The following is a 23,046-nucleotide window of genomic DNA, read 5'->3' on the forward strand; positions in this document are numbered from 1 at the left end:
CAACGAGGCTCCGGCTCCTGGACCTCCGGTTCCCGGGTGGACCAAGAACCCGCAGCGCGCCGACTGCGCGACATGCGGGTGCCGTAGTCCCACTCCCGTTGGTCCACCTGGAAAGGGTGACGTGCGCGAGACGGAACCGCAACGCCTCAGTGCGACGGATTGCTCACCCGAGTCGGTATTTCCGCAGATCCAGAACCTTTTCTGCCCTCCACAGGAGTAGCGAGCGAAACACCTGGTCGGGTTCGTTGTCCCCAAGAGTTATCCACACGGTGTGCACAGGGCTACCCACAGGAGTTGTCCGGGCTGTCCACAGGTTGTCCCAAGGCTTGTCCACCGCGCCAGTTGGGCCGGGGCCGACCGGATTCGTAGAGTGGTCCAGCCTCACGTGCGGACTTGATCGGGTCGAATGGTTGACCAAGGCGGGTTGACCGAGGCGGGTTGACCGAGGCGGGTTGACCGAGGCGGGTTGACCGAGGCGGGTTGACCGAGGCGGTTCGATCGTCCGAGCGCGTGGCCGAGTGGAGGGGGAGTCCGGGTGTCGATCACCGACGACGCGAGGCATGAGGCACGGCCGCCGGCCGCGTCCGGGGGCGGGGGCGGCTCCTTCAACGGGGGCGGTGGCAAGGGCAAGGGTCCGCAGGAGGGCGGCGGGGGCGGTGGTGGCGGTGGCTTCGACAAGGCGCCGCCACAGGACGTCGCGGCCGAGCAGGGTGTGCTCGGCGGCATGCTGCTCTCCAAGGACGCCATCGCCGACGTCGTCGAGATCCTCAAGGTCAACGACTTCTACCGGCCGGTGCACGCGACGATCTACGACGTCATCCTCGATCTGTACGGTCGCGGTGAGCCGGCCGACGCCCTGACCGTGGCCGCGGCCCTCGCCGACTCCGGTGAGCTGCAGCGCATCGGTGGTGTGCCCTACCTGCACACGCTGATCGAGAGCGTGCCGACCGCGGCGAACGCGTCGTATTACGCCCGGATCGTCTCCGAGCGGGCCATCCTGCGCCGCCTGGTGGAGGCCGGGACCAAGATCGTCCAACTCGGTTACGGTACGGGTGGGAGCGGCGGCCGGGACGTCGACGACATCGTCGACCTCGCGCAGCAGGCCATCTACGACGTCACCGAGAAACGTGTCAGCGAGGATTACGCGGCTCTCGGTGACATGCTCCAGCCGACCCTCGACGAGATCGAGGCGGTGGGCGCGGCCGGTGGCGTGATGTCCGGTGTGCCGACCGGTTTCGCCGACCTGGACCGGCTGCTGAACGGGCTGCATGCCGGCCAGCTGATCATCGTGGCCGGACGCCCCGGTCTCGGTAAGTCGACCGCCAGCATGGACTTCGCCCGCAACGCGGCGATCCAGCACGGCCATGCCAGCGCCATCTTCTCGCTGGAAATGAGCAAGATCGAGATGGTGATGCGGTTGCTCTCCGCCGAGGCGCGGGTGCCGCTGCACACACTCCGGTCGGGGCAGCTGTCCGACGACGACTGGACGAAACTGGCCCGGCGGATGGGCGAGATCAGTCAGGCGCCGATCTTCGTCGACGACACACCCAACATGAACCTGATGGAGATCCGGGCCAAGGCGCGGCGTCTCAAACAACGGCACAACCTGAAGATGCTGGTGATCGACTATCTCCAGCTGATGTCCTCGCCGAAGAAGACCGAGAGCCGTCAGCAGGAGGTCTCGGAGCTCTCCCGTGGCCTGAAACTGCTGGCCAAGGAGATCGAGTGCCCGGTGATCGGGGTGAGCCAGCTGAACCGTGGTCCCGAGCAGCGCACCGACAAACGGCCGCAGCTGTCCGACCTGCGTGAGTCCGGCTCGATCGAGCAGGACGCCGACGTGGTGATCCTGCTGCACCGTGACGACTACTACGACAAGGAGTCGCCGCGTGCGGGTGAGGCCGACTTCATCGTGGCCAAGCACCGTAACGGGCCGACCGACACGATCACGGTGGCCGCTCAGCTGCACCTGTCGCGATTCGTCGACATGGCCATCTGATCTCTGATCTTCGGTGTGCGGGTGTTGCGCCGGGTCGCGGTGTTCGTGGGTGGGAACGAGCGGCCCGGCACGGATACCGGATCCGGCAGGTCGGGGAGCCGGGCGCGGGGGTGGGCGCCGACTGGTGAGGCTGGCCGGAGTTCGTCGGGCGAATAGGGGAAAGACGAGTCGCGGTTTGTTCAGGCGTCCTCGTCGGGGCGGTGATTGGTGACGAGCTGTTCGATCTGTCGGGTTTTGCCGGCCGACGCGTTCTGCACGGTTTCCACGATCACCCGGGCCAGGGTGTCGACGTTCCATTCCCGGCAGGCCTGCTGATCGAGCCGGAGTCCGACGAGGCTCCCGGCAGCGTCCACTGTGGCGTGCACCACGCCGTTTTCGGACTCGGCACTGACCTGCATGGTCGCCAGGCTGCGCTGGAGTTCGTCCACACCGGAACGAAGCTCCTCATACCGCCCGTAGGTGTCTTGCAGGTCGGTCTGCAGGGATGTATCGGCAGTTTCAGTCACGGTTCTTCCTCCTTCGCCGCGACAGGGGGGCGACGTGACAATACCCAAGATCGGCGACGTTGCGTATTCCGATAACTTCGTAACGCACACGTAAAGAGAGCCTTATCGAAATATCTCGCTCTAAAGTGACGGCGTGACTCCGTTTGGTGATTACTAAGCGTGATCAATACCACGTTCGTCTTTTGATTACAGTCGTGAAAATTGACGCGTTCACAAGGCTCGAAGCCAGCAATGTGGACGATTCCGTATCGTCGTTTCGAATCACTGTGTGTGCGGAGCCGGAATCGTCCCGGCGACCCGGAAGCCCTCCCCCAGTGGGCCGCCAGTGTGATCAAGAACAGTCCGGACGGCCGACTCCAGGGGTGCCCGATCGCCCCAGGCCACCGCGGCCCGCTGTCCGGCGGCCAGCCGGCCGGGCAACTCCGGCGCCACTTCGGCGAGCCGCCGGGGAAGCCACTTGCCGCGGGCCGACCAACGGTTCTCGGCCAGCAGAAGCAGATCGGAGGCGGCGAGCACGACGGTGGCCGCCAGAAAGGCGATCTCGACCGGATCGGTGGCACCGCGCAGATCGTCGAGCAGGTCGGTGACCAGATAGCGCTGGTAGTCGACGGCAGCGGCGCCCGGAGCCGCCGGCCCCGCCGCCAACAGAGCGACGGCCTCGGCCTGATACCCCCGCCCCCGCGAGCCTGGCTCCGGCAACTCCCCGGGCGAGGCCGCGTTCCGCCCAGTCCGCTCACCGCGCCAGGCCGGGTCTTGCGAAGGGGGCCCGCCGGGCTGGGAGGGGTTCAGGGCGGGAGCCGCGCCCGGCTGGGGCAGGTCGTGGGCGGAGGGCTCGCCGACATGACCCGAGTGTCGGGCAGGGGCCTCGCCAGGCCGGGTCGGGGCTTGGGCAGGGGCCTCACCGGGATGTGCCGGGTTCCGGGTGGAGATCTCACCGGGACGCGCCGGGATCAGCGGGATGCCCTCGGCGACCATGCGTAACAGCGGCGTGCGGCGCCGGCCGGCGTCCTGGCGCCAGTAGTGCCGCAACGAGTCCGGTGTGTGCACGAACCATTCGACGAGTTGGCCGTCATGGCGTGTGGTCTCCCGGAACGGTGCGGGTGGACCGTCGAGCACGACCACCACGTCCAGATCGGACCAGCGGGTCCGGCGGGCGGTCGGGGCACTGCCGCCGAGAAAGGCGGCGTGCGCGTCCGGGAATCGGTCACGGACGAGACGGGCGGCGACTTCGACGGGATCGGCCGGCATACGACACACCGTGGCATGTCGGGCATGCCGGCCGCATCCACCTTCTCACCCGCGTTCTGCCGACGTCACGACGCGGCAGAAGGACACGGGCCGAAGTGTCGGCTCAGTCGAAGAGGCCGTGCAGGAAGCTACGACGACGGTAGTGCCCGTGATGCCCGTGCCCACCGTGCCGGTAGTGCCCGTGGTGCCCATAGGCGGGTGCGGGGGGCGGGTAGGCACCCGGACGGGGCGCTCCGTAGCCGGGTGTCCCGTAACCGGGCGGCGGGGGCGGAGGCGCGTAGCCCGGCTGGTGCGGGGGCTGGTGTGGGGCCGGAGGGGGAGGCGGGACCTGGCCGCCCTGGGAACGGTTGTAGTTGGCCTCGACGGCGAACAGCTTCTCCAGCTCGCCACGGTCCAGGAAGATTCCGCGGCACTCGGTGCACTGGTCGATCGTGACGCCGCTGCGCTCGTAGACCCGCATCTCGCCGTGACACTTGGGACAGGTCATATGCATTTCAATGACGGTACAAGGCTGTGTCGCGCTGTGCAGCCGAAGAAGCTGTGTCCTTGCTGAGTGCCAGGGCGAAAAACACCAGTGCGGCCGGGTAGAGCAGGTATCCGAAACGGGTGGTCGGCATCAGCAGGATCGCGGTGAGAAGTCCGTATCCGCAGAAGAGGGCAGCCGACCGGGCGGTGCGTGGCGGACGGCGCAGCAGCAGGATCCCGATCACCGCGGCGGCGAGCCCGAGCAGGCCCATCGCCACGTAACGGCCGCCCGGTTCGAGCTGCGAGATCAGATATCCCGGGAACGGGGACTGCGCCGGGCTGGTGACCAGGCCGTGCCCGAGCGGGAACCGGAACACGTTCTCGATCAGTGCGTCGGCGTTGACCAGCAGCGGCGGCAGCAGGGCCAGCAGGGGGAGCCCGAGAGCACCCGGGAGCAGCCGCCACGATCGGGTGAAGAGCGCCAGGATCACCAGGACGGCGACCACCGGGAGGGCGAACAGTTTGCACGCGGCGGCCGCCCCGACGGCCACACCGGCCCACCCGGGGCGGCCGGCGTGGACGAGCGCCAGGGCGAGCAGGCACAGCGCCAGGACGGGGATGTCGTCCCCACCGGTCGCCAGCGTCAGCGCCGTCACGGGGAGGACGGTGGCGGCTTGGAGTGCACGTACCGGCTGGGTGGCGCGTACCAGATGAAACGCGGTGACCAGCGCGCCCGCGGTGACCACCGCGAACCAGATCCGGGCGTCGGTCCACCAGAAGTCGCCGGCCACCGCCCGCGGCAGCCCGAAGATCGACATGCCGGGCTGGTAGGGGCGGTAGCCGAGCAGGCGCTCATCGATCGGGATCGCGGCGATCTCCGGACGGCTCAGGTAGGGCGTGCCGGCGCTCAGCAGCGACTCGCCCATGTGCTCGACGACGAGCACCTCCTCCTGGGCCCGGTCGGTGCGCCCGCCGGCCCGCTGCACGGCCTGGAGGACCATCGGCAGCAGCGCCACCGCGCCCCAGGCCGCCCAGGTCAGCAGGTCCCGGCGGCGCACCAGGTAGACGAGCAGGGCCGCGGCCAGGTAGCCGCCGGCCGCCACCGCACCCCACGCCCGGTGCGGCAGCAACGTCGAGGTCAGTGCGGTGACCAGTGCGAAGACCGCGGACAACGCGTAGAGGAGCAGGTCGAGGGCCCGGTCCGACAGCTTGATCACGCGGGCAAGTTTGGCAGACGGCGGACCGGAAGGCGGACCACCGAGCCCTCGTCGTGCAGCGCCACAGCCAGCACACCGGGCCGTCCGCCCGAACCACGCTGCAGGACGCCCAGGAATCGGGCCGCTGAGTAGGGCCGGGCGAACAGGTGGCCCTGCCCGGCCAGGCAGCCCAGGGCCCAGAGGGCACGCCGCTGCGGCTCGCTCTCCACCCCTTCGGCGACCACCGTGAGGTGAAGATTCCGGGCCAGGTCGACGGTGGTGCGGATGACCGCGGCCGCCTCCGCCGAGGTCTCCACCCCGGCCACGAACTCCCGATCGATCTTGAGCTGGTGCACCGGGATCCGGGACAGCACCGACAGTGACGAGACGCCGGTGCCGAAGTCGTCGATGGCCAGCCGGACCCCGGCGTCGCGCAGTTCGGCGAGGGTGCGTTCGACCACGTCGAGCTGACTGACGGTGAGCGTCTCGGCCAACTCCAGGACCAGGCGATTCGCCGGTACGTCGTGGCGGCTCAACATCGCCAGCACCGCGCCGGGGAAGGTCGGGTCGAGCAGGCTGCGCGGCGACACGTTGACCGCGACCGGCAGGTCGAAACCGGCGTCCCGCCAGCTCTGCCGGGCGAGCAGCGACTGCTCCAGCACCGCGTCGGCGAACGCCGGCAGCTGCCCGGAGCGTTCCACCGTCTCCAGGAACTGCACCGGGCTGAGACTGCCCTGCTCGGGATGGTGCCAGCGGGCCAGCGCCTCGGCCGCCACCACCTCGCCGGTGCCCAGATCGACGATCGGCTGGAAGTCGACGGTGAACTCGTGCTCGGCCACCGCCCGCCGCAGCTCCCCGGTCAGCATCAGCCGGCCCAGATCGGCGGTGTCCCGGGCATGTGCGTAGACGAACGTCTGCTCGCCGGCGCGTTTCGCCTGGTACATCGCGATGTCGGCGCGGCGCATCAGCTCCTCGGTGCCTCCGGTGCCGGCGGCCAGGGCGATGCCGCCGGCCGCTTCGACGGTGAGCCGCATGCCCTCGACCTCGATGTCGGCCTCCAGCGCGGTGAGCATGCCGGTGGCCCGGTGCCCGGCGAGCGCCGGTGTCGGCAGCCCGGTGAGAAGCACCGCGAACTCGTCGCCGCCGAGCCGGGCGACCAGGTCACCGGGGGCGGCGGCGTCCCGCAGCCGGGCGGCCACCTGACGCAGCACCTCGTCGCCGGCGGCGTGCCCGAGGGTGTCGTTGACCTCCTTGAAGTGGTTCAGGTCGATCATCAGCAGGGCGAAGAGCCCGGAGTGCGAGGTGGCCTGGAACAGCTGCTCGGCGTGCTCGTACAGGCGGCGGCGGTTGGCCAGGCCGGTGAGCGGGTCGTGGGTGGCGGCGTGCGCGTTCTCGGCGGCGATCCGGGCGAGTTCGGCGTACGCCTGGGCGTTGCGGATGGCCGTGCACAGCGCGGAGGCGAAGGTGCGCAGCTTGTACTGCTCGACCTCGGTGAGCCGGACCGCGCCGCCGAACCGCAGCCGCAGCACCCCGATCCGCACACTGCCGTCGTGCGCGACCAGGTCGACGGTGGTCTCGTCGGGTGGCGCGGGCGTCGCGGCGGCCGGCGGCCCGTCGGCGAGGATCTGCGACTCGGTGGCCCGGACGGTCCGGGCGGACAGGTCGATCGCGGCTTCGGCGGCGGAGAAGATCTGTGCCGCCCGGGTGGTCGCCGAGTGCAGGACCTGGGTGAGGTCGACGGCGTTGAGCTCGTCGGTGGCCTTGGCCAGGCGCTGCCAGGACTCCCGTTCCTCACGGGTGCGGACGCTGCGGGACTGCCACAGGTGCATGCACACCACAACGAGCGGGACGCTCAGCAGGAGCAGCGGGTGTGTGCCGGTGGCCAGCACACCGGCCACCAGCAGGACGGCGACCAGCTCGCCGAGGTGCAGGATGGCCTTGCTGACCCAGTCGTGCAGTGCCACCTGCCAGAGCGGGACCCCGGTGGCCGCGGAGAGCACCGGCACGAACGCCAGGTGGTCGACGACGATGAAGGTGGCCAGGGCCACCACGATCGGCAGCATCGGGAAGGACGGATCGGCCAGGTCGGCCCGGACGCCGAAGGCCAGGAAGACCAGGGCGGCGGCACCGGTGGTCAGGGTGTCCTTGGCGACGGCGAAGACGTTCTTCTGCAGGCCGGCGCGGGCCAGGCAGCGGATCACCAGGGAGGCGGCGATGGCACAGAAGACCACCCAGTGCGCCGGTACGAGGGTGAGCCCGACCAGGACCGGCACCTCGCCCCACGTGTTGCTGTCGAGGTTGGACTGCACCCGGACGTAGACCCGGACCCGTTTGGCGATCACCAGCGCTCCGCAGAGGCCGGCGAGGACCAGTGGGTGCGGGGTGGGGACGGGGTCGCGCAACGCGTGGGCCGCGAATCCGGCGGCGGCGCAGACCCCTAGAACGACGACGAGACCGACGAGCAGCCGGAGCCGCTGATCGGTCACGTTGTCGACGTTTCGGTCTTGAGACATCAGATCCTTGTCGTCGCCGAGTGCTATCGCATCGTCGCTCAAGGATGAGGGTAATTCATAGGGGTTTGATGTTCAGCCCCACTCTTTTTCGCCGATCATGGCTTTTCTCCCTTTTCTGCTGGTAATTGGCGTTGACGGAGAAAAGTTATGCTGCGGGGAGTGTCTGTTTCAAGTGGATCGTGTCGCTATGCGCAGAATGCGAGAACCGTACGGGTTATCGTTACGGAACGCGTCTGAATGGGAACTCAATGCGATGAGAATCGCGCCATTCACTGGCCCTGAATTCTATTTCCCACCTCCCCTGAGCTGTGTGGACGAGATGTGAACGGCATAGAACTAAGCTCCCGGTATGACCCGACTCACCCATGTCGACGACACCGGCGCCGCGCGCATGGTCGACGTTTCCGCCAAGGCGGTGAGCGACCGCCGGGCCGTCGCCGCCGGCCGCGTCCAGACCACCGCGGAAGTGATCGAACTCCTTCTCCGGGACGGTCTGCCGAAAGGTGACGCACTCGCGGTGGCCCGCCTCGCCGGGATCATGGGCGCGAAACGGACACCCGACCTGATCCCGCTCTGCCACCCGATCGGCCTGCACGGGGTCAAGGTCGAACTGGAGACCACCGCCACCACCGTCGAGATCACCGCGATCACCAAGACCGCGGACCGGACCGGCGTCGAGATGGAGGCGCTCACCGCGGTCGCCACCGCCGGCCTCGCGATGATCGACATGATCAAGGCGGTGGACCCCGCGGCCAGCCTGGAAGCCATCCGGGTGCTGCGCAAGGAAGGCGGCAAGACCGGCGATTGGGTACGCCCGGAGGACCGGCCGTGACCATCACCGCGCGAGTGATCGTGGCGTCGAACCGGGCCGCCGCCGGGGTCTACGCCGACACCAGCGGGCCCCGCCTCGTCGCCGGGCTCCGTTCACTGGGATGCGAGGTCGGTGACCCGGTGGTGGTGCCGGACGGGGAACCGGTCGCCGAGGCGCTGCGCACCGCGATCAGCGACGGTGTCGACGTGGTGCTGACCAGTGGCGGCACCGGGGTCACCCCGACCGACCGCACCCCGGAGGCCACCCGTGGCCTGCTCGACTTCGAGATCCCCGGCATCGCCGAGGCGATCCGCGCCCACAGCCGGGAGACGGTGCCGGCCGCGGCGCTGTCCCGGGGACTCGCCGGGGTGGCCGGCCGGACCCTGATCGTCAACCTGCCCGGCTCGGCCGGCGGCGCCAAGGACGGCCTGGCGGTGCTCGGCCCCCTCCTGTCGCACACGGTCGACCAGATCCGAGGCGGCGACCACTAACCCGCGTGGTCACTTCCGGCGCGGAGCGCACCGCAAGTGACCACGCGGGCTGGGGACCGCTAGGCTTTCGCGGTGACCGAGTCGACCCCTGTGGACTGGGAACTGGCGCGCACGCTCGCCTATCAGGCGGGCCTGGCGGCGGCGGGTGGCGCGGAGGACGTTCCGCTGGGTGAGGCCGACGGCCGGACCCTGTCGGAGCCGCTGCGCACCCTCACCGATCTGCCCGCCTTCCCGACGTCGAGCATCGACGGATGGGCCGTGCGCGGCACCGGGCCGTGGCGCCCGGTCGGCCGGGTGCTGGCCGGCGGCACCCCGGCGCCGCTGGCCGAGGACGGCACCTGCGTCGAGATCGCCACCGGCGCGATGGTGCCGGAGCACACGACCGCCCTGGTCCGGATCGAGGATTCGGTGACTGGCGCCGACGGCCGGGTGTCCGGGGAACCGCGCAACGGCCCGGTCCCGGACGGGCGGATGCCCGGCGAGGAGGCGAGGCTCGGCGAGGAGCTCTTCCCGGCCGGCACGCCCGTCGACCCGGCGGTCATCGGGGTGGCGGCGACCTGTGGATACGAGTCGCTGTCGGTCCGTGCCGTGCCCCGGGCCGCACTGCTGGTCTTCGGCGACGAGCTGCTCACCTCGGGCACGCCGGGCGCCGGCCGGGTCCGCGACTCCCTCGGCCCGCAGGTGCCGGCCTGGCTGCGCCGGTACGGCGCGTCCGTCGGCACGGTGACCGGCCCGGTCAAGGACACCCTCGACGCCCACTTGGACGCGATCCGGTCCGCGCTCGACACCGCCGATCTGGTCTGCACCACCGGCGGCACGATGAACGGCCCGGTCGACCACCTGCATCCGGCGCTGGCCGAGCTGGGTGCGACGTACCTGGTCAACACGGTGGCCGTTCGTCCCGGTTTCCCGATGCTGCTGGCCCGGGTGCCCGGCCCGGACGGGCGCCCGCGCTTCCTGGCCGGCCTGCCCGGCAACCCGCAGTCCGCGGTGATCGCCCTGGTCACCCTGGTCGCGCCGTTGCTTGCCGGGCTCCAGGGCCGGGCTCTGCCACCGCTGCCGTCGGTGCTGGCCGGTGCCCCGGTGGCCGGCCGGGGCGGGTTCACCCACCTGGCGCTGGCCGCCCTGGACACCACCGGCCGTACCGCGACGCCGGTCGGTCATGTCGGCTCGGCGATGTTGCGCGGCCTGGCCAACGCCCACGGTTTCGCCGTGGTCCGGCCCGGCGTCCAGGTCGCGGCCGGTGACCCGGTGCCGTTCCTGCCCCTTCCGCTGACTCCCGGGGAGCGCCCGTGACCACCTCTTCCGCGCCCAGCACCCCGACACCGGGCCTGGTGGCGATTGTCGAAGTCCTGGACGAGACTCTGGACCTGGCCGCCCACGAGGCGGCCGTCGCCGACCCGCGGGCCGGAGCGGTCGTCTCCTTCCAGGGTGTGGTCCGCGACCATGATCACGGCCGGGGTGTCACCCTGCTGGAGTACGAGGGTCATCCCACCGCGGCGGCGATCCTTCGGGAGGTGGCCGAGGAGATCGCCGCCGACCCGGCGGTCTACGCGGTGGCGGTCTCGCACCGGATCGGCACGCTGCGGATCGGCGATGTCGCCCTGGTCGCCTCGGTGAGCACGGCCCACCGGGCGGCTGCGTTCGCCGCGTGCGCCCGTCTGGTCGACGAGGCGAAGGCCCGCCTGCCGATCTGGAAGCGCCAGGTCTTCCAGGACGGCAACGAGGAGTGGGTCAACTGCCCGTAGCGGGGATCCGAACCGGGACGAGCCACCGGGTCTCGAACTCTCCGGCCAGCATCTCCGGCAGCCGCCCGAAGTAGTCCAGCATGAACGGCTGCCGCACGTGCGCGGCCAGGGCGAGCCCGGAGGACCAGCGCTCGTAGAGGGCGTAGGTGCCCGGTTCGCCCTTGGCGGCGTGCACCTCGTATTGCTCGTGGCCGTCCTCGGCGCGTACCAGCGGGACGGTCGCGTCGATCAGCGCGCGGAAGTCGGCGTCCCGGTCGGGCCGGATCCGGATCTCGGCGTAGACGGCGACGGGGGTCTCCGCGGTCAGGATGTCGGCGGGGACGAGGCCGTCCGGGACGATGTCGGTGGTGGTCATGCGAAGTCTCCTCCGGATTCGTTGATAAGCCCAGCGTAGGTAGGCCCGATGACACGGTCGATGCTTCTGACGTGCAGGTCTTTGTCTGATCGTCTCAACTGCCGAGCCTGATTGCGACGTACGATCAACGCCATGGATGTTGTCGCGGACGTGCTCGCGCTGTCCGGTGTGCGTGGCGCGATCGGAGCCCGGGTCGAGGCGGGCGGCACCTGGGGGGTGCGCTGGGCGGAGGCGGCGGAGGCCGGCTTCTACGCGATCACCGGTGGCGCGGCCTGGCTGACCGTCGGGTCCCGGCCGCCGGTGCAGGTGCTGCCCGGTGACGTGGTGCTGCTGCCGCGGGGCACCGCACACACCATGGCCAGCGTGCCCGGCGCCGACATCTACGCGTGTGACGTGACCGCCGCCGCCCGGGCCCGGGAGCGCGGCGATGTGCTGCGGCTGGGCGACGGCGAGGTGCGGACCCGGATCCTGGGCGCGACCTACCGGCAGGACCCCGCGGTGTCGACCCGGTTGCTGACGCTGCTGCCGGAGGTGGTGCACCTCGCCGCGGACAGCGGCGGGACGAGTCTCGGCGACACCGTCCGGCTGCTCGCCCGGGAGCTGGCCGAGCCCCGGATGGCGACCGCCGTGATCCTGGACCGGATGGTCGACATCCTGCTCATCCAGCTGCTGCGGGTGTGGCTGGAGAGCCGGCCGGCCGAGGTCGAGGGGTGCTGGCTGGCCGCCCTGCACGATCCGGTGATGACGGAGGCGCTCGGCCGGCTGCACCGGGAGCCGGAGCGGGCCTGGACCACCGAGGTTCTCGCGGCCGAGCTGGCGGTGTCCCGGGCGACGCTGGCCCGGCGGTTCCAGACGGTGATCGGGCAGAGTCTCGGCGCCTACCTGACCCGCTGGCGGATGGATCTCGCGGCCCGGCGGCTGAGGGACACCGACGACACCATCGACAGCATCGCCCGGTCGGTTGGCTACACCTCGGTCTATGCGTTCAACCGGGCCTTCCACCGCTCCCGGGCCGAGCCGCCGGGCCGCTACCGGGTCAGCTCCCGCACCGCGGGCTGAGTGCTGTGTGGTGATCTGCGGCTCGCATCGAGCCGCAGATCACCACACGGTCAGCCGCCGCGGGGCATCGGGATGGCGGCCCGGCGCTGTGGACGGCGCCGGCCGGTCGGCATCGGGGGCGTGGCGTGCCGGGACGGCAGGATGTTGATCAGCAGGATCATCGTCAGGGCCGGGATGTTCCACGCCAGCGACCAGGACGGCATCACCATCGCGATCAGGTAGGTGAGAGTGGCGGCCAGCAGACACCCGGCGCCGGCGAAACGGGCCGAGCGCGGCAGCCGCACTCGCCGGCGGCGGCGCAGGCCGGAGTCGGCGAGGATCAGCACGGCGGGCAGCAGCCACAGGCGCTCGGCGCTGGTGCTGACCGGCACGATGACCGCCGCGGTCAGCCCGATCAGGGTGAACGCGGCCACCTCGTCCCCGTCGGCGTGCGCGGTGCGGGCCCGGATCAGCCCGACGGCGAGCAGCAGCATGACGAACGAGAACCACACCAGGATCGGCGGGGCGGGATAGCCGTACAACCGGGCCATCACCCCGGCCAGCGACTGGTTGCCGGGGTCGCTGACCGGTGCGGGACGGTCGATCTCCCACATCAGGTGGCCGTACCAGCTGAGGGTCTCGGTGGGAACGGTGAGCAGCAGGCCGAGCCCGACCACCGCCGTGGTGACCAGGGCGAGGCCGGCGGCCCGCCGCTGCCGGGTGATCACCAGGTAGGCGATGAAGAGCAGGGACGTGGCGCTCAGGGCGGTGGCCAGCCCGGTGCCGACACCGGCCCAGGCGCCGCCGGTCCATGCGCGGCGCAGTGGGCCCGGCGCGGACGGTTCCAGGCCGGGGCGGGGCCGGCGGGTGGTCAGCCGGGAGAGGACCGTGCCGTCCGGGAGCCGACGGATGCGGGTGTGCCGGGCCGGTGCGCGATGCCGGTTCCGGGCGGCCCGGCGCAACGCGACCAGGTCGGCGGCGATCAGTGCGAGGACCAGCAACTCCGGGCGGCCGAGGCCGACGGTGGCGCGGACCGGTTCGGCGAGCAGAGCCAGAACCGCGACACCGAGGACGTACGGGGTACGCCGGCGCCCGTACCGGCGGGCCACCGGTCCGGCCACCACCAGTGCGACAGCGGTCAGCGCGACGGCCCCGGCGAGTGCGAGCAGCCAGCCGGCCACCGGGACCGGCAGCAGGGTGAGCGGCGTGAGCAGGACGGCGAGCGCGGGTGGTGGGACGGCGCCGGGCGAGGTGTAGAGGCCCTCCCCGCCCAGCCAGTCCCGGATCGACTGGTGATGGGCGGCGAGCGTGCTCAACCCGTACCGATGAAGGGCGAAGGTGATGACGGCGACCGTCACCAGGACGCTGAGCGCGACCCATCGTCTGTTGTTCGCCGGCATGGCGCGACCCCCGTTTCGGGGGCGGCGCGGGCCCCTCGCCCGCTTTAACGCAAAGGCCGCAAGAAGGTTGTTAGCCGGGCAATCTACGCGCAGTGGCGGCCGAGACCGCTGCGATCTTCGCCTCCCGGCGGGCGGTACGCACGGCCCGCCGCGCCGACCGGCGGCTCCGCTCCACCGCGTGTGACGTGCGATAACGCAGCCCCGGACGGCCCTCGGTGTCGGCCGCCGCGAGCAGCAGCCCACCGAGCAGCCCGAGATCACGCAGCTTCTCGTCCCGCCCACCCGAACCGGACACGGTGTGCGCCACCAGACCGGCGGCCAGCACCGCGGCGGCCGGGCGGGTGAACCGTCCGGTGGCCAGGGCGAGACCGGCCAGCACGTCGGCGGCGCCCTTCACCCGGACCAGGGTCACCGGGTCGGTGGGCAGGCGTGGATCGGTCCGTTCCAGCAGCGGGCGCGCCTTCTCGGCGAGCGGGCGTGCCGACTCGGCCCGGGTCTCCGGACTGGTCAGGGCTCGGACACCGTCGAGGACGAAGATCGATCCGAGCATGGCGCGGGCAGCGGTGCGTACGGGCCTCATGTCCTGGTTATACCCGCAACACGGGACTCATACCGGCTGGGTGCGGAGGTACCGGCCGAAGTGCGGGACGGTGAACGCCACGGTGCCGCGCTCGCCCGAGTAGATGAGTCCCTTTTTGATCAGCGCGTCCCGGGCCGGGGACAGACTGGCCGGCTTACGGCCCAGGGAGGTCGCGATGTCCGAGGTCGGCACCGCGGCGTCCATGTCGTTGCCGGGATCGTCGGAGAGCGCCGCCATGGCCCGCATGTACTCCCGCTCGGCCGGGGTGGCCCGCTCGAACCGGGAACCGAAGAACCCGACCGCCAGCTCGCCCTCGGCCTCCGGCGCGGCCACCCGGACGTCGTCGGCGGTGACCGGCGACTGGGGCGCGTGATCCCAGGTGGCCTTCCCGTACGCCTGCACGAAATAGGGGTATCCACCGGACTTCTCGTACAGCAGATCCAGCGCCTCCTGGTCGTAGTCCACCCCCTCGCGCTCGGCCGGCACCCCGAGGGCGAGGTCGGCGGCGTCCCGGTCCAGGCGGTCGATCCGGGCGTACCGGAAAAGGCGCTCGGAGTAGGACTTGGCCGCCGACAGCACCGCCGGCAGGTGCGGCAGCCCGGCGCCGACCACGATCAGCGGCGCCCCGAGCTGCGACAACTCGTGGCAGGCGGCGCACAGCGCGGACACGTCGGTGGCGCTCAGGTCCTGCATCTCGTCGATGAACAGGGCGATCCCGGTGCCCACGTCGGTGGCCAGCGAGGCGGCGTCGGTGAACAGCTCGACCAGGTCGATCTCGATGTCACCGGAGTCGGCCCGGCCCCGGGCCGGTGGCACGTCGATGCCCGGCGTCCACCGGTCCCGCAGCTTGGCGTTCTCGTCGTTGGCCCGCAGCGCGAACGCCTTCAGCACACCGAGCACCTCGTCCACCCGGTCCGGGTCGCGATGGTGCGGGGCCAGCTCGCGGATCGCCATGTGCAGCGCGCCGGAGACCGGGCGGCGCAGCGACTGATCCGGCCGGGCCTCGATCTTGCCGGTGCCCCAGAGCCGCCCGATCGCCGCCGAACGCAGGGTGTTGAGCAGCACCGTCTTGCCGACGCCGCGCAGGCCGGTGAGGACCAGGCTGCGCTCCGGGCGGCCGCGGGCCACCCGCTCCAGCACGATGTCGAAGGCGTCCAGCTCACGGTTGCGCCCGGCCAGCTCGGGTGGGCGCTGACCGGCGCCGGGGGCGTACGGGTTGCGCACCGGATCCATGACGTAGCACCGTATCGGGCTCTCTAGCGTCAGCGCTAGAGTTCACTCGATAACCCCATCTTGCGCTGTCTAGCTTTTTTGCGAGAGTGGGCTAGAGGGGTTCATACTCGCGCAGGCAGAGGACAAAATCGACGTCGTCGTACTCGGTGTCGTAGTAGTACCACTTCGTATAGTTCGCCACCTTGGCGCATTTACCCACCGCGTCCTTCTCCCCGGTGGTGCGGCCGTCGATGCGCTTCAGGATCTCGTACGTGTTCGCCGTGCACTCGACGATCCGCAGCTCGGGCTCGGTGTTCGTACCCTCGTTGCGGACGCACTGGCCCTTCGCCGCGAACCGGGCGTCCTCACTGGACGGCGCCCGCGGGACGGACACCGCCGGAGCCGTCGCCGCGATGGTGGCCGGCTTCTCCGGCTCCTCACTCCCACCGCCCAGCGTGAACCAGGCCGCCGTCGCCAGGCCGCCACCGATCAGCACACTCAGCACCGCGACCGTGGCGCCCATCGCAAACCCGCGCCGGGGCCGCTGCCGGTTCTCCCGCAACGGGGCCGGTGGCGGGTGGGGGGAGGCCGCGTACTGCTGCTGATGCGGGATCCACGAGGGATCCTGTCCGCCCCAGGGGTCGGAGGCCTCCGAGTACGGCTGCTGGGCAGGGTACGGCCCGTCCTGCGACATCGGAGTCCCTTCCGAAACGGTCTACGCCGCCTGCCACCGTAGCGTGCGGCGGGCGATCGGCTACCTTTCACGTTCGTGTCGTCACACCTGGTGATCTTGTCGATGCTCTTCGGTGCCGCGGCCGGCGCGTTCCTGCCCCGGATCGCCTACCGGCTGACCGTCCCCTTCGGACGGCCGGCCCGCTCGTCGTGCCATCGCTGCGACCGCCAGTTCCCATCCGGCACCGGCGGCTGGATCCACGCCGGGCCGGCCTGCTGCGGTCACGGCCACCGGCCGGTCATCGTGTCCGCACTCCTCGGCGGAGTCTTGGCGGTCCTGCTCGGACCGGTCCCGCAGCTGCCCGTGCACCTGCTCGCGGCGGTCCCCGGCGTCCTCCTGGCGATGATCGACCTGGGCTGTCTGCGTCTGCCCGACCGCCTCGTCGGCATGCTCGCCGTGGTCGCCGGCCTCCCCCTCGCCCTGCTCCGGCCGGACCGGATCGGGCCGGCACTGGCCGCCGGGCTGCTGATCGGCGCCGCCTATCTGGCGATCGCCCTGCTACCCGGGCGAGGACTCGGCCTCGGCGACGTGAAACTGGGCGCGACACTGGCGTTCCTGCTCGGATTCGCGGGCTGGCCGGCGGTGGCCGTCGGTTTCGGCACCGCCCATCTGCTCAACGGCGCGATCGCCACCTGGTTGCTGGTGACCCGCCGGACGAGGCCGGTCCCGTTCGGGCCGGCACTCCTCCTCGGCAGTTGCGCCGGCCTGCTCACAGCAGCCTGAGCTGCCGGTCCTTCGGCCGAGCCGGGGCAGCCTCGCCCAGCCTCTCGAACAGTCCGGAATCGATCACGTCGAGGAACGGGGTCGGGGACTGCTCCCGCTCGCTGCCGTGCCGGAACCGCTTCGCCGCGTGACTCACGTAGAGCCGATCCTGCGCCCGGGTCAGCCCGACGAAGAACAACCGGCGCTCCTCGGCGACGTCGTCCTCCGACGGCGCCGAACCCGGCCAGCGCAACGGCAGCAGCCCGTCCTCACAGCCGACCAGGAACACCACCGGGAACTCCAGGCCCTTCGCGGCGTGCAGGGTCAACAGGTTGACCGCCTCCGCCCGCGGGTCCAGCGCGTCCACCTCGGCCCCGGTCGCCAACTGCTGCAGGAACGACTGCAGATCGTCGCCGACCCGCTCGGCCAGCGGTCTCAGCAGCTCCACGGCGGTCCACACGTCCTCCGGGGCGAGCTGGTCACCGTCCAGCGTGGGCGCCGCACACCGCTGCGCCAGCGCCTGCCCGGCCGCCTTCACCCGGGCCGCCAGCGAACCGGTCGCACCACCGGCGTGCCGCAACTCCCGGGCGATCTCCGCGACCCCGGGCCGGTCCCGCAGCCGGTTGTGCGAGCGCTTCTGCACCGGCACACCCGCCCGGGACAGCGCGTCCACCACCGGGCCGGACTGGGCATCGGTGCGATACAGCACCGCGATGTCCGAGAACGACAGGTTGCCGACGGCTGCGGTCCGGGAGTCGACCCGGCCCGAGTCCAGCGAGCGGTGGGAGAGACCACCGACAAGCTCATCGATGGTACGGACCACGAAGTCAGCCTCGTCGGCCACGCTCCGAGCCGGGTACCGGCCCACCAGAGCCGCCTCCGGGTCCAGCCGGGCCGGATCCAGCCGCCGGCCACTGACCAGCGACGACGGGGCGATCGCCTGAACCGCCGCGGCCAGGATCGGAGCCGACGACCGGTAGTTGCGGGTCAGCCGGACCAGGCGGGCGTCCACGAAGTCGGCGTTGAACCGCAGGAAGTACCGCACGTCGGCACCACGGAACGAGTAGATCGCCTGGTCCGGGTCACCGATCGCGCACAGGTTGCCGTCCGGCGGGCTGAGCAGGCGCAACAACTCGTACTGCAGCTCGTCGACGTCCTGGTACTCGTCCACGAAGATCCACTGCCAGCGGCGGCGGTACTTCTCGACCAGCGCCGGATCGTTGCGCAGCAACTCCACCGGCACACTGATCAGATCGTCCAGGTCCACCAGATCCTGCTGGCGCAACAACTTGCGGTACGCGGCGTCGTCCTCGCCCGCCTGCTCCCGCGCCAGTGTCTGCTCCTGATCGTCGGCGATCCGCCAGCCCGTGCCGAGCCCGGCCGCCTTCGCGTTCTCCTTCAACACGATCAGGCCCAGCGAGTGGAAGGTGCCCACGGTGATGTCCTCGGCCACATCGCCGAGCAGCGCCTCCAGACGCTCCTTCAACTCGGCGGCCGCCCGCCGGGTGAACGTGATCGCCAGACAGCGCTCCGGGAAGACCCCCAACTCGGCACAGAGGTACGCCATCCGGTGCGTCAGCGTGCGGGTCTTGCCCGTACCCGGCCCGGCGACGATCAACAGCGGTCCGCCCGGCGCCGACGCGGCCACCCGCTGCATCGCGTCCAGCCGGTCCAGCAGGCCGGTGCCGACCTCCTCCATGCCGGCCAGCATCGGCTCGAACGGCTCGTGCGGGCTCGGCGGCGGAGCCAGCGGCGGCGGGGCCGGCTTCCCCTTCGCCGGCTTGGCCTTCGGCTTCTCCCGCACCGGCTCCGGCTTCGGTTTCGGCTGCACCGCCGGGAAGTCGAAGAGCGTCTCCACCTGCGGGGCACTACTGCGATTACGCAGCTCCCCGGAGTCGAACAGGGTGATCACGCCGTACTCGCCGTCGTATCCCGGCACCCGCCGCACGTCACCGCGCCGCAACCGGGTGATCGCCTCGCGCAGCTCGTCCCCGCCGGCCTTGCCGATCTCGTCGACCGGCACCTTCCGCAGGATGTCCAGCTCCGCGCCGAGCGTGGCGACCAGGTGGTTGAGCTGCGACTCCACCGTCTTCGACTTCGGGCCGACACCGTTGATCTCGCCGAGGATCTCGTGCAGCTGGATCAGGTGCTCGACGTGATCGTCCTTGTGGAAGCCGAGCGGCCGGTCGGCCAGGTCCTCCACCCGGCTCAGCACGCCCACGGTCAGGCCGCGGCCACACTCCGGGCAGCGGCCGTTCGCCGCACGGGTCTTCGCCGGCTCCCAGTTCACCCCGCAGGCCCGGTGGCCGTCGGCGTGATACTTGCCCTCCTCCGGGAAGAACTCCAGCGTGCCGGCCAGGCCGACACCGTCCTTCACCGCGAAGTAGTCCGGGGTGCCGGTGAAGAGGGTCGCCTCGCGGGCCAGCGCGGCCGGGGAATGCGCGTCCGAGTTCGAGACCAGGCGGTAGCGGTCCAGGCTGGAGACCCGCCAGTTCATCTCCGGGTCGGAGGACAGCCCGGTCTCCACCGCCGTCACGTGCTCGGCCAGGTCGGCGTAGCAGTCGGCGATCGCGTCGAAACCCGACTTCGAGCCGAGCGCGGAGAACCACGGCGTCCAGATGTGCGCCGGGATCAGGTAGCCGCCCGCCTCCAGGGTGATCTCCAGGAGGTTCCGCGAATCCAGGCCCAGGATCGGGCGGCCGTCCGCGGTCAGGTTGCCGATCCGGCCCAGCGCGGTGTTGATCTTCTCAACGGTCGCGAAGTCCGGGGCGTACAACAGGTGGTGGACCTTGCGGGTCTTGTCGTCCCGCTTGTAGATCGTGGAGATCTCCACGCTCAGCATGAACCGCGCCGGCGTGGTCCCGCGCAGCGACCCCGGCAGCCGTTTCGTCACCGGTTTCTCGTCGGCCAGCCGGAACAGGCCGGGCTCGGCCGGCTCCAGGCTCTCCTTCAAGTGCTCGAACCAGGCCGGGTGGGTGAAGTCGCCGGTGCCGAGCAGGGCGATGCCCTTGCGCCGGGCCCACCACGCCAGGTTGGGCAGTGTCAGGTCGCGGCTGCACGCTCGCGAGAAGCGAGAATGAATGTGCAGGTCCGCGACATATGTATCCGTGCTGACCTCCACATCCCGCATCCTGTCACGGCCGTCGGTCTCGCCATGCTTCGCCACGCTCAAACACACTTACCGATCTTGATGGGTTACGCCACACGCAATTCGATGACCGTGACCTGTGGGGGCGCTCCTACCCGCACCGGTGGACCCCAGAAACCCGCGCCGTTGGTCACATACACCGGCACGCCGTCCACCTCCCCGAAGCCGGAGACTACCGGCTGCTGCAATTTCACGAGCATGTTGAACGGCGCCATCTGACCACCATGCGTGTGCCCGGAGACCTGGAGGTCCACCCCATAGGGCGCGGCATCCCGCGCGGCCACCGGCTGATGCGCCATCAGCACCACCGGGCGGGCGGTGTCCCGGTCACCCAGCGCGCGGGCGTAGTCGGCGGCGTCACCCTGCTGAGCACCGCTGATGTCGTTCACCCCGGCCAGGTCCAGCCCGTTGATCGCGACCCGCTCGTTGCGCAGCGGCCGGACACCCAGCCGGTCCACCTCGGCGATCCACTCCTCGGCACCCGAGTAGTACTCGTGGTTGCCGGTGACGAAGAACGCCCCGTGCCGCGACTGGATGTCACCCAGAGGAGCGGCGAACCGCCCCAGCTCCGCGACACTCCCGTCCACCAGATCCCCGACCACGCAGACCACGTCCGCGTTCACCGAGTTGATCACCTGAACGATCCGCTGTGCGTGATCCACCCCGGTCAACGGACCGATGTGAATGTCCGAGACGACCGCCAGCCGAGTCCCGTCCATGGCCCGCGGCAACTTGACCATCGGCATCTGGAACCGGTCGATCTGCGGTAGCCCGGTAGCCGTCTTCACGCCATAGCCGGTCACCCCCGCAGCCGTCAGCCCCGCGAAGATCGCCGCCCCACGGGCCAGCAGCAGCCGCCGCTCAACCCCCTGCTTCGTATCCCCCGGCACCGCGCCGTCCGACACCACGGTCCCCGCCGTGCCGCTCTCGGCGGTGGCTTTGGTCCCTGAATCGCCGCCTGCGGTGGCCACGGTCTCCGGAGCGCCGCCTGCGGTGGCCACGGTCTCCGGAGCGCCGCCTGCGGTGGGCATGGTCTCCGGAGCGCCGCCCGCAGTGGTCGCGGTCTCCGCAGCGCCGCCTGAGCTAGCGACGGTTGCGCCGGGGGTGCCGTTCGCGGTCGCGATCCGGTCCGGCGTTGCCGCACCGTCCTTCACCACACTTGCGGTACGTCCGGAGCGCACCCACAGACGGGTCGCCACCAGCCGTGGAATCTCCAGCACCGCCAGCGACACCAGCAGATAGAACATCACGGCGATCCACATGTAGCCCGGCCAGGACAGCCACTTGAAATATCCGGCCCGCACCCCGACCAGCGTCAACGGCACCAGCGCGAAGAGCACCACGGCCACCACAGTCCCGATCCGGCGGGCCGGCCCCGGCCGCAGCGGGTCGTGCACGAGCCGTTTCCACAGATAGAAGTGGATCAGGCCGACGACGAGCAGAACCATCGTGATGAACAACAACTACCCAATCCTCCCCAAGCCGGCCACTTCGTGACCGTGCCCCCACCTCAGCTTGCCCGACCCAGTGTCCCCGACTGTCCGAAGCCCCTGGAACGCCGAGCGACCACCCTTCTCAGCCCGCCCACAACATCGGTGTGATCGGCACACATCCCAGCGGATTCACGGTTTGCCGCCGGTCACGTCGCCATCCCTGGCCGGCCAGGGGTCGATCCGGGCCGGCTGTGGATCGTTCCGGGCCGGTGCATATCGGTCTGGGCCCGCTGCGGATCGGTCTGGGTCGGCTGCATATCGGTCTGGGTCAGCTGGGGACCGTTCCGGGCGGGCCGTGGATCAGTCTGGGCTGGTGGGTCAGCCTGGGCTGACAATGGAGCAGTCCGGGCCGGGCCGGGCATGGATCGGTCTGGGCTGACCGCGGACCCTGTCCGGGCCGCGCGTGGATCAGTCGGGCCGGGCCAGCGATCGGTCAGGTAGCGGGCCAGCAGAGCAGCGTGGGACAACGGACTCGACGTGTCGGCCGGGTCGCCGTTGGTGGTGTAGTCGAGCAGGACGACACCACCCTCGGTCATGCCCCGGAGCCGTTCCACCAGATCGGGCACCCGATGCTCCAGCACCCAGCGATAGGCCGGAAGGTAGATCTGCCGACGAGCCGTCGGATAGTCCAGCAGCGTCGTACCGTGCAGCCCGGCCCGATGTCCCAGGACCGGACCATGCCGGCGAACCGTCCGTTTCAGTCCGGTCATCGACACGACCGACAGTTTGCCGGGGTCGATGTCGGACTGCTCGAAGACCTTTAGCGCCTGCCAGATGCCCTCCACCGAGGCGGCGACGGCCCCGGGTGTGAGCGGCACCGGAATCCCGCCGTGTGGATAGAACGGGCTGAGCCGCACCCATGGCTCGGCGGCCCGCGAGGTCACGTCGACGACGGTGGCACCCGGGAACGCGGCCCGAACCGACTCAGGCTTACGCCGCCGACTCGCGACATGCACCGACATCTCAACCTCCCTCGGGTCTCGCCAGTCATGCTGCCCGAGGGGTACGACAAGAATCGGTCCCGATCCCCGCCTGACGGACACCGAGTCCGCCAATGTCAGCGACGCCACAACACCCCGACACTCACGAAGCCCTCCGACACACACGAATCAGACCAACACTCACGAAGCAGGTCGGCCGCCGCGCTCCGCCCGCTCAGACGTTATGTGCCGTGGTCCGGTCAAGCCCCTCGCCGAGGCGACCAATCAGCCGCAATCGTGGTGGATACACCACCCAAAAAGTCTTGTTCCCGGTCCGCCTGATCGCTTGCGGTCAATCCCTCGCACGGGCGCCCCGTTCAGCCGAGATCTTGGTGGATTTACCACCTGAAACGGTGGTAAATCCACCAAGATCGGCCAAGGTCGGGGCCGGAAGTGGACACCCGCGCGGGGAATTGGCCGCGACCGGGCGA

The 23,046-nt window shown here is 70.6% G+C and carries 20 protein-coding genes; 7 read left to right on the top strand and 13 right to left on the bottom strand.

The window, feature by feature from the left end; translation table 11 throughout:
• Nucleotides 1–535 precede the first annotated feature (535 nt).
• Complete coding sequence (gene dnaB, locus ACQ0O7_RS24940; protein ID WP_430784799.1) at nt 536–1,996, top strand: replicative DNA helicase; 1,461 nt, start codon at nt 536–538, stop codon at nt 1,994–1,996.
• Between the two features lie 179 nt (nt 1,997–2,175).
• On the opposite strand, the gene ACQ0O7_RS24945 is transcribed toward dnaB, so the two are convergent.
• From ACQ0O7_RS24945 to ACQ0O7_RS24965, 5 genes are all read right to left on the bottom strand, one after another.
• On the bottom strand, nt 2,176–2,502 hold the full coding sequence (locus ACQ0O7_RS24945) for a YbaB/EbfC family nucleoid-associated protein (protein WP_430784801.1): 327 nt from the start codon (nt 2,500–2,502) through the stop codon (nt 2,176–2,178).
• A 261-nt stretch (nt 2,503–2,763) separates the two neighbouring features.
• The gene (locus tag ACQ0O7_RS24950) at nt 2,764–3,750 is read right to left on the bottom strand and encodes a hypothetical protein (RefSeq protein WP_430784803.1); all 987 of its coding nucleotides are present in this window, start codon (nt 3,748–3,750) and stop codon (nt 2,764–2,766) included.
• A gap of 103 nt (nt 3,751–3,853) precedes the next feature.
• Nucleotides 3,854–4,243, bottom strand: coding sequence for a zf-TFIIB domain-containing protein (locus tag ACQ0O7_RS24955; protein WP_430784805.1), 390 nt, complete (start codon nt 4,241–4,243; stop codon nt 3,854–3,856).
• Between the two features lies 1 nt (nt 4,244).
• Nucleotides 4,245–5,432: a glycosyltransferase 87 family protein gene (locus ACQ0O7_RS24960; protein ID WP_430784807.1), complete on the bottom strand. Its 1,188-nt coding sequence runs from the start codon at nt 5,430–5,432 to the stop codon at nt 4,245–4,247.
• On the bottom strand, nt 5,429–7,924 hold the full coding sequence (locus ACQ0O7_RS24965) for a putative bifunctional diguanylate cyclase/phosphodiesterase (protein ID WP_430784809.1): 2,496 nt from the start codon (nt 7,922–7,924) through the stop codon (nt 5,429–5,431). Before ACQ0O7_RS24965 ends, ACQ0O7_RS24960 begins: the two co-directional genes overlap by 4 nt.
• A gap of 349 nt (nt 7,925–8,273) precedes the next feature.
• On the opposite strand from ACQ0O7_RS24965, the gene moaC reads away from it, so the two are divergent.
• The 4 genes from moaC (at nt 8,274) to ACQ0O7_RS24985 (ending at nt 10,974) form a co-directional block, all read left to right on the top strand.
• On the top strand, nt 8,274–8,756 hold the full coding sequence (moaC, locus tag ACQ0O7_RS24970) for a cyclic pyranopterin monophosphate synthase MoaC (RefSeq protein ID WP_430784811.1): 483 nt from the start codon (nt 8,274–8,276) through the stop codon (nt 8,754–8,756).
• Nucleotides 8,729–9,226 (top strand): MogA/MoaB family molybdenum cofactor biosynthesis protein, encoded by a 498-nt coding sequence (locus ACQ0O7_RS24975; RefSeq protein WP_430784813.1) that lies wholly within the window; start codon nt 8,729–8,731, stop codon nt 9,224–9,226. Before moaC ends, ACQ0O7_RS24975 begins: the two co-directional genes overlap by 28 nt.
• 72 nt (nt 9,227–9,298) lie before the next feature.
• Nucleotides 9,299–10,522 (top strand): molybdopterin molybdotransferase MoeA, encoded by a 1,224-nt coding sequence (locus ACQ0O7_RS24980; RefSeq protein ID WP_430784815.1) that lies wholly within the window; start codon nt 9,299–9,301, stop codon nt 10,520–10,522.
• A 35-nt stretch (nt 10,523–10,557) separates the two neighbouring features.
• On the top strand, nt 10,558–10,974 hold the full coding sequence (locus tag ACQ0O7_RS24985; RefSeq protein WP_430784945.1) for a molybdenum cofactor biosynthesis protein MoaE: 417 nt from the start codon (nt 10,558–10,560) through the stop codon (nt 10,972–10,974).
• Here ACQ0O7_RS24985 and ACQ0O7_RS24990 read toward each other — a convergent pair.
• A complete protein-coding gene (locus ACQ0O7_RS24990; RefSeq protein ID WP_430784817.1) occupies nt 10,961–11,329 on the bottom strand; it encodes a putative quinol monooxygenase in 369 nt (122 codons plus the stop codon). The two genes, ACQ0O7_RS24985 and ACQ0O7_RS24990, sit on opposite strands and share 14 nt — an antisense overlap.
• Before the next feature lie 132 nt (nt 11,330–11,461).
• Here ACQ0O7_RS24990 and ACQ0O7_RS24995 point away from each other — a divergent pair, with 132 nt between their 5' ends.
• Entirely contained in the window at nt 11,462–12,388 is a 927-nt protein-coding gene (locus tag ACQ0O7_RS24995; protein ID WP_430784819.1) for an AraC family transcriptional regulator, read from the top strand.
• A gap of 50 nt (nt 12,389–12,438) precedes the next feature.
• Here the strand turns inward: ACQ0O7_RS24995 and ACQ0O7_RS25000 are convergent, their stop codons facing one another.
• From ACQ0O7_RS25000 to ACQ0O7_RS25015, 4 genes are all read right to left on the bottom strand, one after another.
• Entirely contained in the window at nt 12,439–13,767 is a 1,329-nt protein-coding gene (locus ACQ0O7_RS25000; RefSeq protein WP_430784821.1) for a glycosyltransferase 87 family protein, read from the bottom strand.
• A 70-nt stretch (nt 13,768–13,837) separates the two neighbouring features.
• Nucleotides 13,838–14,347, bottom strand: a complete 510-nt coding sequence (locus tag ACQ0O7_RS25005) for a DoxX family membrane protein (RefSeq protein WP_430784823.1) — start codon at nt 14,345–14,347, stop codon at nt 13,838–13,840.
• 27 nt (nt 14,348–14,374) lie between these two features.
• Entirely contained in the window at nt 14,375–15,580 is a 1,206-nt protein-coding gene (locus ACQ0O7_RS25010) for an AAA family ATPase (protein WP_430784825.1), read from the bottom strand.
• A 91-nt stretch (nt 15,581–15,671) separates the two neighbouring features.
• Nucleotides 15,672–16,253, bottom strand: coding sequence for an LppU/SCO3897 family protein (locus ACQ0O7_RS25015; RefSeq protein ID WP_430784827.1), 582 nt, complete (start codon nt 16,251–16,253; stop codon nt 15,672–15,674).
• 75 nt (nt 16,254–16,328) lie between these two features.
• On the opposite strand from ACQ0O7_RS25015, the gene ACQ0O7_RS25020 reads away from it, so the two are divergent.
• Nucleotides 16,329–17,015 (top strand): prepilin peptidase, encoded by a 687-nt coding sequence (locus tag ACQ0O7_RS25020; protein ID WP_430784829.1) that lies wholly within the window; start codon nt 16,329–16,331, stop codon nt 17,013–17,015.
• On the opposite strand, the gene ACQ0O7_RS25025 is transcribed toward ACQ0O7_RS25020, so the two are convergent.
• The 3 genes from ACQ0O7_RS25025 to ACQ0O7_RS25035 all read right to left on the bottom strand — a co-directional run bounded on the left by ACQ0O7_RS25025 (nt 17,002) and on the right by ACQ0O7_RS25035 (nt 22,597).
• Complete coding sequence (locus ACQ0O7_RS25025) at nt 17,002–20,124, bottom strand: UvrD-helicase domain-containing protein (protein ID WP_430784946.1); 3,123 nt, start codon at nt 20,122–20,124, stop codon at nt 17,002–17,004. The two genes, ACQ0O7_RS25020 and ACQ0O7_RS25025, sit on opposite strands and share 14 nt — an antisense overlap.
• Before the next feature lie 65 nt (nt 20,125–20,189).
• Nucleotides 20,190–21,605: a metallophosphoesterase gene (locus ACQ0O7_RS25030; RefSeq protein WP_430784831.1), complete on the bottom strand. Its 1,416-nt coding sequence runs from the start codon at nt 21,603–21,605 to the stop codon at nt 20,190–20,192.
• A 176-nt stretch (nt 21,606–21,781) separates the two neighbouring features.
• The gene (locus tag ACQ0O7_RS25035) at nt 21,782–22,597 is read right to left on the bottom strand and encodes a DUF6939 family protein (RefSeq protein WP_430784833.1); all 816 of its coding nucleotides are present in this window, start codon (nt 22,595–22,597) and stop codon (nt 21,782–21,784) included.
• Between the last annotated feature and the right edge of the window lie 449 nt (nt 22,598–23,046).

Origin of the sequence: Actinoplanes sp. G11-F43 (assembly GCF_050589265.1) — a bacterium.
In the GTDB taxonomy this organism is placed as follows: Bacteria; Actinomycetota; Actinomycetes; order Mycobacteriales; family Micromonosporaceae; genus Actinoplanes.